Consider the following 12,733-nt stretch of genomic DNA (forward strand, 5'->3'; position numbering starts at 1 on the left):
CTCATTTTTTCACTGGAATAGCGACACGATACTCTACTTTCATTTTTCCTTTGGTGATGTTGGTAAGCTTACCTTTCAGCATTCTCTTTTTCAAAGGAGTTAAATAGTCGGTGAATAGTATGCCCTCTATATGATCATATTCATGCTGAATAATTCGAGCCTTCATGCCGTCAAATTCTTCTTCATGATATTCCCATTTTTCATCGTAGTATTTGATTTTCAGGCTCTCAGGACGCTCCACGTCTTCCCTTATATTAGGTATGCTTAAGCAACCCTCTTCAAAAGCCCATTCCTCACCAAACTCTTCAACAATCTCCGGGTTTACAAAAACCTTCACAAAATCATTCGTTTCTTCATCTTCAAGAGGCCGTCCGTCTACAACAAAAAGGCGAATGCTTTTGCCAATTTGTGGGGCAGCAAGGCCAATGCCATGTGCGCCTTTCATGGTTTCATACATATCTTCTACCAATTGTGTAAGGTCTGTCCCTTTTTCAATTTCTGCCGCCTTCTTCTTAAGTACCGGGTCTCCGTAAACTACGATGGGATAAATCATCGGGTATTTTTTAATTGATTAGAATGCAAAAGTAACTAATTTTCAATAAGATGAGTTCGACTGGAGGTAGGATTGAAGTATAATGGTTGCACTCACTTTGTCAACCGTTTCTTTATTCTGACGATCTTTCTTTTTTAATCCACCATCAATCATGGTTTGAAAGGCCATTTTACTGGTGAACCTTTCATCGGCAGTGATGACTTTAACCTCTGGGAAAGTTTTTTCTAATTTCAATACAAACTTGCGTACACTTTCAGTGGAATGGGTGTCTTCGTTTTGAAGGTTTTTGGGCATTCCAACAATTATTTTATCTACCCCTTCCTTACTTAAATATGATTTCAAATATGTTAATATCTCTTTGTTAGGCACGGTGTCCAATGGAGATGCTATAATTTGTAAAGGATCTGTGGAGGCTAAACCAACTCTTTTTGTGCCAAAATCGATGGCTAATATTCTACCCACTTAGTTGTATTGAATTTTCTTCTTGAAAGATTCATTTACTTCTCTCTCCAGCGCCAGCGCTTTAGGAAACAATATTTCATTTTCCACTTTAGCGTGTGTTTTCAGCTCGCTTTCCAGCGCCTGCAGTTCAGCATAAACTACCCTTAAGTGCAATGGTGATTTTTCACTCAGTTGATATTGCTGGGTTATTTGTCTGATGCCCATCATTTCATCATCATGTTCCTGATGCTCTGCAGCATAGGAAGAAAGGCTGTGATTTTCCATTTCGAAATACATTTTCGAAATGTTACCTCTGCCTTTTTTGAAATGATACAGACTTAACAAATAAGAAAATAAAGTATCTTCTTCCTCATAAATATGATGAATGAAATCTTCAACAAACAATGGAAAAACAAATTTCAGGTCTTTAACCACTGCGGTATAGCCTTCGGTTTGATTATCAAGACATTCGATTAATCTGCTGATATAGGGCAGCTTTTGTTTGATGAAAATGTAATGAGCATGCTTTAAATATTCAATCACAAGGTCAATTGGGAACTCTTGAAGTGCCACATCTTCTTCGCAAAGCGTGGAGGATTCTAGCTTTTTAACCACAGATTCCAATTTTAAACCCTTTGCAGCACAAGCTTGTTCTAAAGTTAGTTCAGAATAATTGTAGAATTCTATGCCAAAATAAAACAAGACAGAGGCGTGAATGTAGTTGCAGTCAACTATATCAATAATCCGTTTTTTGTCGAGTTCGCTCATGATAAATATTGTTTTAAATTTACAAAAACTCTATCAAAAAAAGAGCTAATACGGCATATAGTAATTAGGCCAACAAAATATTTTGTCTCTTCGTTATAGAGTTAATATTCCCTAGATTTGGTCAAATCGGGTTAATTGATTTTTAACACTAATCTGTAATAAGACGTGAGTGAATACAAAAACACAAAATATCAAATAAGACTTCCTCTAATCCTTGCTATAGGTTTGGCAGGAGGAATCTTCATTGGAGCAACTTTTAGCGAGTCTTCTCCTGTTCAGAATGATCTTAACAAAGACATTCAAAAATTTAAAGAAGTACTAACCCTAGTAGATAGAAACTATGTAGATGAGGTTAATACCAGTGACTTGGTGGAGGATGCTATATCTCACATGCTCAATAAGCTGGATCCACACAGTTATTATATATCTGCAAAGGATAAGGTAGCTGCCAATGAGGATCTGCAAGGAAACTTTGAGGGCATAGGCATTGAGTTCAATATTTTCAAAGATACTATAGTAGTGGTTACGCCTTTAAGTGGTGGACCAAGTGAGTCTTTAGGTATTATGTCCGGAGATCAGATAATAGCTATTGATGACAAAAATGTAGCTGGGGTTGGGTTTACTAACCGTGATGTGCAAAAGCATTTGAAAGGGCCAAAAGGAAGCGAGGTAAAGGTTACTATTAAAAGAAAGAATAAAAAGAGCCCAATTGATTTCGAAATCATAAGAGATAAGATTCCTCAATATTCTGTAGATGCCAGCTATATGATAGATGATGAGAAAGGCTACATCAAAATCAGTCGTTTTGCTGCAACTACTTATGAGGAGTTTAGGGTGGCCATGATCAAACTTAAAGGTGAGGGGATGACCAAACTTATTCTTGACCTACAAGGTAATGGAGGAGGTTATATGAACCACGCCATTAATATAGCGGATGAATTTATTTCAGGAGATAAAAAGATTGTTTACACCTTAGGTAAAGAAACCAGGTATAATTCTCAAGCTAATGGACAGAGAAAAGGTCTTTTTGAAGAGGGTGAATTGATTGTCCTGGTTAATGAAGGTAGCGCTTCAGCTTCAGAAATTGTGACTGGTGCTTTACAAGATAATGATAGAGCATTGGTAGTTGGTAGAAGATCATTTGGAAAAGGACTTGTGCAGGCCCCAATGGACTTGAGCGATGGCTCGGAAATGCGACTGACTATTTCCAGATATTACACGCCTAGTGGAAGATCTATTCAAAAGCCATATGACGACATGGATGATTATTCTGGAGACCTGATTGCCAGATACAAGCATGGTGAGTTTTTTAGTGCAGATAGTATTCAGTTTAATGACTCATTGAAGTACGAGACACTAAGCGGTAGAGCCGTATATGGGGGAGGTGGCATAATGCCTGATTATTTTGTACCATTAGATACATCTGCCAACTCAACTTATTTGAATAAGCTTTTCATAAGCAACTCTATTCAGGAGTTCACATTTAAATATGTAAACGATAACAAGAAAATGCTTGAGGGGATGGACTACAAAGACTACTTCAATGATTTTAAAGTGACTAAGCAAATGAGAGATGAGCTGGCCTCAATAGGCAAAGGCAATGGTGTTAAGCCCGATCTTAATGATATGAAGAAAAATCAGGCCCTGTTTGATCTACATATTAGAGCACAAATTGCAAGACAGATTTGGGACAATGAAGGCTTTTATCCTATATTCAATCAAACAAATGAAGTACTTCAGCAGGCTGTGAAATTATTTGATCAGGCTGAGAAACTAGATAGATCAAAATTATAATATGTATTATCATAAGTTAGGTAAAATACCGCCAAAAAGGCATATTCAGTTCCTTCAGGAAGATGATAGCCTATATAAAGAAGAGCTGGTAAGTTCGAAAGGGTTTTCAGGTATTTACTCCAATTTGTACCACATATATGCGCCTACTAAAATAAAAGCCGTAGGAAAAGTCACTCCCTTTGGTAGCAAAATCATGACCGACTATGGTCTGAAGCAGACACACCTTAATACCTCTAAAATAGGTATAACAGGAGATGACTTTTTAAGTGGAAGAAAAGTGCTTTTAAAGAATGCCGATGTATCTATTGCCTTGTGTGTACCTAAGAGCAAGTCAATGGATTACTATTATAAGAATGCCGAAGGCGATGAGGTAATCTATATTCATGATGGTAGTGGCGAATTGCGTTCTCAATTTGGAAAAATAGAAGTGAAAAAGGGTGACTATGTAGTTATACCAAGAACTGTAATCTACAAGTTCAAATGGAATGACGAACCTTTAAAACTTTTGGTAATTGAATCTGCAAGCCCAATAGAAACACCTAGAAGATATAGAAATGAATTGGGGCAACTGGAAGAACACTCCCCATTTTGTGAGCGTGATATCAGACCGCCTTCAGAAATAATAACAGAAGACAAGGAAGGCGATTACCTTCTTAAAATAAAGAAACATGATCAATTGCATGAATATCATTACAGCCATAGCCCATTTGATTTGGTAGGTTGGGATGGTTTTCTGTGGCCGTATGCCTTTTCTATTCATGATTTTGAACCAATAACGGGCAGAATTCATCAGCCACCACCCGCACATCAAACATTTCAGGCTGGCGGTTTTGTGATATGCTCATTTGTGCCAAGGCTGTTTGACTACCACCCTTTGGCTATTCCTGCACCTTATAATCACTCTAATATTGATTCGGATGAAGTACTTTACTACACCGAAGGTGAGTTTATGAGCAGAAAAGGAATTGATAGAGGTTCATTCACTTTGCACCCTGGAGGCTTGCCACATGGCCCACATCCTGGCACTGTTGAAAAAAGTATTGGAGCCAAAGAAACACATGAATATGCCGTCATGGTTGATACTTTCAAGCCACTTTTCTTAACAGAAGATGCTATGGAGTTTGTGGATAAGAATTATCCTATGAGCTGGACGGAGTAAGCGTGAAATATTCTTTATCTGGTGAAAGTAGGATGAGACTAGTTCATAATCTGATGTCTGATCTGGAATCCATTACTTCGTTTTTTGTATTTTTCCATATCAAATTCATAAAGAAACGAGCCTTTTTTAGAAGATGACTTGTCCTTTTCGTCAAGTCGCTTTAACAACCCGAAAGAGTTTACCTTTTTAGAGAAGTTTCTTTTATCGTATTTCTCTTCAAAAATTTCTTCATACAGCATTTGCAGCTGGCGCATGGTGAATTTTGCAGGAAGCAATTCGAATCCAATTGGCTCAACTGAAGCTTTGAAACGAAGTCGCTCCATTGCGAGGGTCACCATGTCATTGTGGTCAAATATTAGTTTTGGCTTTTCCGATATTTTGAACCATGTAGCTGAAAAATCCCTGTATAATTCGTCCTTAAAATCTACAACATTGATCAAAGCAAAGTAGGCCACAGATATAGTACGCTCGGCAGGATCTCGATCTACAATACTAAATGTTTTAAGTTGTTCCAAAAAGATGTTTTCGAGGCCGGTAAGTGTGTTCAAAACACGGTTGGCCGCTTCCTTCAATGTTTCTCCCGGTTCCATAAACCCACCCATTAATGACCAGTTGCCTTTTTCAGGTTCAAAATTCCTCTTAATAAGTAAGATCTTAAGTTCTTCAGCATTAGGATCAAATCCGAAGATGATACAATCTACGGCAACAAATACTTTGGCTTCGTTATTATATTTATTATGCATGAAACATTGAGTTTGGGTGCATGAAAATATGAGTTTCCTGCAGAATGAATGTCTAAATAATGGTAATTCCTGCAATATGTCAAACTAACCTCATCTAAGTTGGGAGAAATAGTTAATTATAATTGTAAATAATACATTTATTTTTTCATATTTACATTTAGCAACTCATATCAAAAACTGGAGTGAGCATTGAGGCGCCTCTTTTTCTGCAGTGGTTATTGAGTTGGACTACCATATTTATAGGATAAATAATGAAGAATTTTTTTTACATGGTATTTTTCTTGATTGGCTTAGTTGGTATATCATGCCAGTCAGCTAATAAGGATATTATTGTTGAAGTAGACAATGCTCTGTCGGACTATCTAATAGAGCCTGTTGATATCCGCAATGTAAAGGTGACTGATGATTTTTGGTTACCGATAATTCAGCGAGTACAACAAAAAACCATTGAATATGCTATAGAAAAATGCAAAGAGGAAGGCCGCTTAGAAAACTTCCTGATTGCTGGAAATCAAATGGAAGGCACTACCAAAGGAGCCATGCCTTTTGATGACACGGATGTTTATAAAATTATTGAGGGCGCTTCAACTTCTTTAATTAGCTCACCTAATAAGGAGCTTGAAGTTCTACTGGACTCATTAATAACTATTATTGGTATTGGGCAGGAAGCTGATGGCTATTTAACTACATGGCGAACCATTGATCCAGCAAGTCCACCTGCACCTTGGGTTAAGGTGATTGAAGGGAAACGTTGGGAGTCGTTGGACGCAAGTCATGAAATGTACAACCCTGGCCATATGTATGAGGCTGCAGTGGTACATTTTCAGGCTACTGGAAAAAGAAACTTCTTAGATATCGCCATCAAAAATGCTGACTTGATTGTGAATACTTTTGGGCCTGGTAAGATAGAAACAGTTCCGGGGCACCAAATCATAGAAACCGGATTAATTAAGCTTTACTCAGTAACTGGCAAAAAGGAATATTTAGAATTAGCGAAGTACTTTCTTGATTACCGCGGACATGGTGACCATAGGACTTTGTTTGGTCCCTATTCTCAAGATCATATTCCCGTAATTGATCAACGCGAAGTTGTTGGTCATGCCGTTCGTGCGGTGTATATGTATGCTGGCATGACAGACATTGCTGCCATGTATGATGATGAGGCTTATAAAAATGCCATTGATTCACTTTGGGAGAACATGGTGAATAAGAAAATGTACCTTACTGGTGGTATTGGTTCCAGGCATGATGGTGAAGCATTTGGCGAAAATTATGAGTTGCCAAACCTGACAGGCTATAACGAAACCTGCGCAGCTATCGGTGATGTTTATTGGAATCACCGTCTATTCAGATTAACTGGTGATAAAAAATATTATGATATTATTGAGCGCACACTTTATAATGGACTAATCTCTGGGTTGTCATTGGATGGCACTCAATTCTTCTACCCAAACGCCTTAGAGTCAGATGGTAAGTACAAATTCAATCGCGGAGCTTGTACAAGACAATCATGGTTCGATTGTTCATGTTGTCCAACGAATGTGATTCGATTCATTCCTTCTATGCCAGGGCTGATTTACTCTAAACAAGCTGACACGGTTTATGTAAATCTATATGCTGCCAGTGAAGCCAAAATCAACTTAAATAGTAAGACAGTAATGGCAAAGCAGGAAACAAATTACCCTTGGAGTGGAGGTGTAAAACTTAGCCTTAAGTCGGAAAGCGATTTTGATTATGTAGTTAAACTTCGTGTGCCTGGTTGGGTACAAAACGAGGTGCTTCCAAGTAACCTTTATTCATATGTAGGTACGATTGATTCAAAAATTACCCTTACGGTAAATGGAGACTCTAAGATTGTGGAGGTTATTGATGGTTATGTAGTATTAAAAAACGATTGGGGTAAGGAAGCTTCGATTGAAGTGAAATTCCCAATGGAAGTACGCAAAGTTAAAGCGCACCCATTGGTGAAAGATGATAGTAGGAAAGTGGCCTTAGAGTATGGGCCTTTGGTGTATGCCATCGAGGAGATAGACAATAAAAATCAATTTGATCAAATCGCAATAACAGGTAGCGAGGAATTTAATGTAGAGCCTCAGCCAGAATTGTTGGAAGGCATCAGTATAATTAATTCTAAAAACGATAATGTCGAATTTTCGGCAATACCCTATTATGCCTGGTCTAATAGAGGAATTGGTAAAATGAAGGTGTGGATACCTGAAGCGGCTATGGAAGATCTATAATTTGTAAGTGAACTAACTAATGGAAAAGAGGTATGTAATTGGTTTGGACTTTGGAACGGATTCTGTTCGTGCAGTGCTCGTAGATGCACTAGATGGGACTACATTAAACACTGATGTTCATTACTACAAAAGGTGGAAAGAAGGTAAGTATTGTGATCCTTCAAAATCGCAATTCAGGCAGCATGTGCTTGACTTTATCGAGGGTACAGAAGCAACAATTTCCACGGTTGTTAAAAATTCTGGGGTTGCAGCGGAAGCGGTAAAAGGCATATGTATTGATACAACAGGCTCATCTCCCATCCCAGTTGATTCAAACGGAACGGCCCTTTGTCTGAAGCCGGAATATGAACACAACCCAGATGCAATGATGGTACTTTGGAAAGACCATACGGCTATCAAAGAGGCTGAAGAAATAAATAAGCTGTCAAGAAGCTGGGGCGGTGTTGATTATACAAAATATGAAGGGGGCATCTATTCTTCTGAATGGTTCTGGGCGAAAATATTGCATATTAACAGGACCAATGCCAAAATAAAAGAAGCTGCCCACTCCTGGATGGAGCATTGCGATTTAATGACCTATATAATAACAGGGGCTACGGATTTGGAAGCCTTTAAAAGAAGCAGGTGCGCAGCGGGGCATAAAGCCATGTGGCACGAGTCATGGGGCGGGTTACCTGAGGATAAATTTTTAGAACAATTGGATCCTTCATTGGTGAAGCTTAAAGACAATATGTATCATGATACTTTTACTTCTGATATTGCAGCAGGAACACTATCGCAGGACTGGGCCGATAGAACCGGCCTGACTGAAGATACAGTTGTTGCTGTTGGCACATTCGATGCACATTCTGGTGCTGTAGGTGCTGAGGTAGAAGAGTTCACATTGGTACGAGTAATGGGTACTTCAACGTGCGATATTATTGTCTCGAAAAATGAAGTAATTGGTGAAAATACGGTAGATGGAATTTGTGGCCAGGTAGATGGTTCTGTAATACCTGATATGGTTGGACTTGAAGCGGGTCAGTCAGCCTTTGGTGATTATTTAGCTTGGTTTAGAGATGTATTGGCATGGCCAATCAACAATATGTTGGACATTTCAGACGAAGAAAAGGAAAGCCTAAAAGACAATATGATTGCCAGACTTTCTGCAGAGGCAGAAAAAACACCATTAGTTGAAACTGCTCCGGTTGCATTGGATTGGATCAATGGAAGAAGAACACCAGATGCTAATCAGGCACTAAAAAGTGCTATTGTTAATTTAAATTTAGGAACTAAAGCTCCTGAAATTTTTAGATCATTAGTCGAGGCAATCTGTTTCGGGTCACGAAAAATAGTAGAACGTTTTAGAGATCAAGGAGTAGAAATTAAAACTGTAGTTGGTATTGGTGGTGTGGCTAAAAAGTCTGGCTTTATTATGCAAACCTTGGCTGATGTACTTGATATGCCTATTAAAATAGCCAATTCAGAGCAAGCTCCGGCATTGGGTGCCGCTATGTACGCAGCAACAGCTGCTGGTATTTATTCAAATGTGAATGATGCTATTAAGGCAATGGGTAATGGCTTTGAAACCACTTATTATCCGAAAGATGAGAATAAAGACGTATACAACAAGCTGTACGCAACATACAGTACGCTGGGAGAATTTGTAGAAACAAAAATTAACAATCAATAACATGTCAAAATATAAAGCACTTAAAGAAGAATGTTTTGAGGCCAATATGCAGCTTCCAAAACTTGATTTAGTGATTTACACTTTCGGTAATGTAAGTGCAGTTGATCGTGAAAAAGGTGTTTTTGCTATTAAACCAAGCGGTGTGCCTTATGATGTGCTTAAAGCAGATGACATTGTAATCGTTGATTTTGACAATAATATTATTGAAGGCGAAATGCGTCCTTCATCTGATACGAAAACACATGCTTTTTTATATAAACATTGGGAGACCATAGGTGGAATATGCCATACGCACTCTACCTATGCCGTTGCCTGGGCACAAGCGCAGCGAGATATTCCAATTATGGGAACTACTCATGCTGATTATTTAACGCATGATATTCCTTGCGCACCACCGATGAGTGATGAACTTATTGAAGGTGATTATGAACACAACACGGGGCAACAAATATTAGACTGTTTCGCCAATAAGCGACTTGACTACAAAGAAGTGGAAATGGTGCTTATCGGTAACCATGGCCCGTTTACTTGGGGGAAAAGTGCCGATAAGGCAGTGTTTAATTCAAAGCTGCTTGATGAATTGGGTAAGATGGCACACATAGCATTAAGTATTAATCCGGAAGCTCCAAGGTTGAAGGATGCGCTAATCAAAAAGCATTACGAAAGAAAACATGGTAAAAACGCCTATTATGGGCAAAATTAATAAATATGAAAGGTTTAGATCAATTTGAAGTTTGGTTGATTACGGGTAGCCAGCATTTATACGGAGATGTTGTGCTACAAAACGTAGCCAATCATTCTGAAGAAATCGCTAAATATTTTGACGGTAATGCTGACATTCCTGTTCAGGTAAAATATAAATCAGTAGTAAAGTCACCAGGTGAAGTGTTAAGCATAATTCAGGAGGCTAATAATACACCCAAGTGTATCGGTTTAATCCTATGGATGCACACATTCTCTCCAGCAAAAATGTGGCTCAATGGTCTTAAAATATTGAATAAGCCATTCGTTCATTTACATACGCAATACAATGCTGAGATTCCATGGGCGGAAATAGACATGGATTTCATGAACGAAAACCAATCAGCGCATGGCGACCGTGAATTCGGCTTTATGACTTCTCGACTTCGCATGAAGAGAAAGGTGATTGTTGGACACTGGAAGCAGCAAGATGTTATCGTTAAATTAGCCAAATGGACGCGCGTGGCATCAGGTTGGCATGCCATGCAAAACATGAAGGTCGCAAGAATTGGTGACAACATGCGCGAGGTGGCCGTAACTGAAGGTGATAAAGTGGAAGCACAAATTCGCTTTGGAATGTCTGTGAATGGATATGGTGTTGGTGATGTCGTAAAATATGTAAATGAAATTTCAGACAGCCAGGTTGAGCAGCTCCTTAAGGAGTATGCTCATAGCTATGAAGTTACAAGCGAAGTATTAAAAAGCGGGTCATTAAAAGATTCAGCAAGAATCGAGCTTGGGTTAAGATCATTTTTGCAAGAAGGCGGTTTTCAGGCATTCACAGACACGTTCGAAAACCTTCATGGTATGAAGCAATTACCAGGGATTTCTGCGCAGCGTTTAATGGCAGATGGTTATGGCTTTGGAGCCGAGGGTGATTGGAAGACTTCAGCACTTTTACATGCTATTAAAGTAATGGATCAAGGTTTAGCTGGGGGTACTTCATTTATGGAAGATTATACCTACGATTTCCATAATGGCGATTCCAGAGTGCTTGGTGCGCATATGCTTGAGATATGCCCAACCATTGCAATGGGTAAACCAAAAGTTCAAGTGCATCCTTTAGGAATTGGAGGAAAAGAAGATCCTGCCCGTTTGGTGTTTGATGTGGATTCTGGGCCAGCAATTAATGTTTCTTTGATTGATATGGGTAACCGATTTAGATTATTGGTAAATGAGGTAGATGCAGTTAAGCCAGAGCATGAGTTACCTAACCTTCCTGTAGCACGAGTACTGTGGGATGCACATCCTAACCTGGATGTTGCAGCACAAGCTTGGATTCACGCTGGTGGGGCCCACCACACTGTATTTAGCAAAGCAATTACCACTGAATATATTGAGGATTTTGCTGATATGGCGGGCATAGAGCTTGTTGTTATCGATAAAGAAACAAGAATGAGAGCCTTCAAAGATGGCTTAAAGTGGAATGAAGTATATTATCATTTATTCGAAAATAAACTATAAGACATGAAAACATATTTATCAGGATTGGTTGTACTATTAGTTGCTTTTTCTTGCACTTCAACTAGTCAAAAAACAGAAACAGAAGAAATGGAGGAACCAAAAGCAACAATTGAAAAATCAGTTTTCGGAACCATGCCAAATGGTGAAGAGGTTCATGAATTTAAGCTGAAAAACAGTCAGGGAATGGAAATGAGTGTAATCACCTATGGCGGTATTATTCGCACATTAACAGCTCCTGACAAGGATGGAAACTACGATGATATTGTTTTAGGGTATGATAATTTGGACGGTTATTTAGAGGCTACTCCGTATTTCGGAGCCATTATTGGGCGTTTCGGGAATAGAATTGCCAAAGGTAAATTCTCACTAGATGGTGAAGAATATCAACTTGCCACCAATAACGACCAAAATCACTTACATGGTGGTGTGCGGGGTTTTGATAAGGTAGTTTGGGCGAGTGAAGCTGTAGAAGGTGAAAACAGTGTTGGTGTTAAAATGACACGCGTGAGCCCTGACATGGAAGAAGGGTATCCTGGAAACCTTACCGTTGAAGTTACTTATACGCTAAACAATGACAATGAGCTTATCTTCGATTATAAAGCCACTACAGATAAAGCTACAATCGTTAACCTTACCAACCACGCTTATTACAACTTGGCTGGCGGTGGTGATATTTTAGGGCATGAGCTAAAATTAAATGCCTCCAAGTATCTGCCAGTGGATGAAACATTAATTCCTTCAGAAGTTGTATCTGTTGAAGGCACTCCATTCGATTTTACTGATTACAAAGTGATTGGAAAGGAAATCAATGAGGAGAATGAGCAACTTAAAAACGGCCTTGGATATGATCATTGTTGGGTGCTTGATGAGTCAGATGATGCATTAACTTTTGCTGCTTCATTAGTTGAGCCAACTTCTGGAAGAAGAATGGATATTTATACTGAAGAGCCTGGAATTCAATTCTACTCAGGTAATTTTCTTAATGGTACCATCACAGGTAAAAACAATACCACTTACCAATTCAGATCGGGATTGTGTTTAGAAACACAGCATTATCCAGACTCTCCAAATAAACCGGAATTTCCTAATGTAGTTTTAAAACCAGGAGAGACATATTCAACTAAAACATTGACTAAATTTTTAGTACAAAAGGATTAA

At 38.7% G+C, this 12,733-nt stretch carries 11 protein-coding genes; 7 read left to right on the top strand and 4 right to left on the bottom strand.

Features of this window, described 5'->3' with window-relative positions; genetic code table 11:
• Window position 1: 1 nt before the first annotated feature.
• From def to E1140_RS19760, 3 genes are read right to left on the bottom strand one after another with little or no spacing between them, the layout of a single operon-like run.
• On the bottom strand, window positions 2-553 hold the full coding sequence (gene def / locus E1140_RS19750; protein ID WP_155188254.1) for a peptide deformylase: 552 nt from the start codon (window positions 551-553) through the stop codon (window positions 2-4).
• A 42-nt stretch (window positions 554-595) separates the two neighbouring features.
• Entirely contained in the window at window positions 596-1,015 is a 420-nt protein-coding gene (gene ruvX / locus E1140_RS19755) for a Holliday junction resolvase RuvX (RefSeq protein WP_185153692.1), read from the bottom strand.
• The gene (locus E1140_RS19760; RefSeq protein ID WP_155188256.1) at window positions 1,016-1,762 is read right to left on the bottom strand and encodes a hemerythrin domain-containing protein; all 747 of its coding nucleotides are present in this window, start codon (window positions 1,760-1,762) and stop codon (window positions 1,016-1,018) included.
• Between the two features lie 165 nt (window positions 1,763-1,927).
• Between E1140_RS19760 and E1140_RS19765 the strand changes: the two genes are divergently transcribed.
• Window positions 1,928-3,556 (top strand): S41 family peptidase, encoded by a 1,629-nt coding sequence (locus E1140_RS19765; RefSeq protein WP_185153693.1) that lies wholly within the window; start codon window positions 1,928-1,930, stop codon window positions 3,554-3,556.
• Between the two features lies 1 nt (window position 3,557).
• On the top strand, window positions 3,558-4,715 hold the full coding sequence (locus tag E1140_RS19770; RefSeq protein ID WP_155188258.1) for a homogentisate 1,2-dioxygenase: 1,158 nt from the start codon (window positions 3,558-3,560) through the stop codon (window positions 4,713-4,715).
• Between the two features lie 38 nt (window positions 4,716-4,753).
• Here the strand turns inward: E1140_RS19770 and E1140_RS19775 are convergent, their stop codons facing one another.
• On the bottom strand, window positions 4,754-5,458 hold the full coding sequence (locus E1140_RS19775) for an NUDIX hydrolase (RefSeq protein WP_155188260.1): 705 nt from the start codon (window positions 5,456-5,458) through the stop codon (window positions 4,754-4,756).
• 251 nt (window positions 5,459-5,709) lie between these two features.
• Between E1140_RS19775 and E1140_RS19780 the strand changes: the two genes are divergently transcribed.
• Genes E1140_RS19780 through E1140_RS19800 form a run of 5 tightly spaced genes read left to right on the top strand, consistent with a single transcriptional unit; the run spans window position 5,710 to window position 12,733 of the window.
• Complete coding sequence (locus tag E1140_RS19780) at window positions 5,710-7,698, top strand: glycoside hydrolase family 127 protein (protein ID WP_185153694.1); 1,989 nt, start codon at window positions 5,710-5,712, stop codon at window positions 7,696-7,698.
• A gap of 19 nt (window positions 7,699-7,717) precedes the next feature.
• Window positions 7,718-9,370 carry a ribulokinase gene (locus tag E1140_RS19785; RefSeq protein WP_155188262.1) on the top strand — a complete coding sequence of 551 codons (1,653 nt, stop codon included), beginning with the start codon at window positions 7,718-7,720 and terminating at the stop codon, window positions 9,368-9,370.
• 1 nt (window position 9,371) lies between these two features.
• Complete coding sequence (locus E1140_RS19790; protein ID WP_155188264.1) at window positions 9,372-10,073, top strand: L-ribulose-5-phosphate 4-epimerase; 702 nt, start codon at window positions 9,372-9,374, stop codon at window positions 10,071-10,073.
• 5 nt (window positions 10,074-10,078) lie between these two features.
• Window positions 10,079-11,575, top strand: a complete 1,497-nt coding sequence (araA, locus tag E1140_RS19795) for an L-arabinose isomerase (RefSeq protein ID WP_155188266.1) — start codon at window positions 10,079-10,081, stop codon at window positions 11,573-11,575.
• A 3-nt stretch (window positions 11,576-11,578) separates the two neighbouring features.
• Window positions 11,579-12,733: an aldose epimerase family protein gene (locus tag E1140_RS19800; RefSeq protein ID WP_155188268.1), complete on the top strand. Its 1,155-nt coding sequence runs from the start codon at window positions 11,579-11,581 to the stop codon at window positions 12,731-12,733.

It is taken from the genome of Fulvivirga lutimaris (assembly GCF_009711525.1).
In the GTDB taxonomy this organism is placed as follows: Bacteria; Bacteroidota; Bacteroidia; order Cytophagales; family Cyclobacteriaceae; genus Fulvivirga; species Fulvivirga lutimaris.

What these genes read in the sequence shown, in the direction of transcription:
- araA (WP_155188266.1), top strand. Translation starts at nt 10,079, where the DNA reads ATGAAAGGTTTAGATCAATTTGAAGTTTGGTTGATTACGGGTAGCCAG.
- E1140_RS19790 (WP_155188264.1), top strand. Translation starts at nt 9,372, where the DNA reads ATGTCAAAATATAAAGCACTTAAAGAAGAATGTTTTGAGGCCAATATG.
- E1140_RS19760 (WP_155188256.1), bottom strand. Translation starts at nt 1,762, where the DNA reads ATGAGCGAACTCGACAAAAAACGGATTATTGATATAGTTGACTGCAAC.
- E1140_RS19770 (WP_155188258.1), top strand. Translation starts at nt 3,558, where the DNA reads ATGTATTATCATAAGTTAGGTAAAATACCGCCAAAAAGGCATATTCAG.
- E1140_RS19800 (WP_155188268.1), top strand. Translation starts at nt 11,579, where the DNA reads ATGAAAACATATTTATCAGGATTGGTTGTACTATTAGTTGCTTTTTCT.
- E1140_RS19785 (WP_155188262.1), top strand. Translation starts at nt 7,718, where the DNA reads ATGGAAAAGAGGTATGTAATTGGTTTGGACTTTGGAACGGATTCTGTT.
- def (WP_155188254.1), bottom strand. Translation starts at nt 553, where the DNA reads ATGATTTATCCCATCGTAGTTTACGGAGACCCGGTACTTAAGAAGAAG.
- E1140_RS19775 (WP_155188260.1), bottom strand. Translation starts at nt 5,458, where the DNA reads ATGCATAATAAATATAATAACGAAGCCAAAGTATTTGTTGCCGTAGAT.
- E1140_RS19780 (WP_185153694.1), top strand. Translation starts at nt 5,710, where the DNA reads ATGAAGAATTTTTTTTACATGGTATTTTTCTTGATTGGCTTAGTTGGT.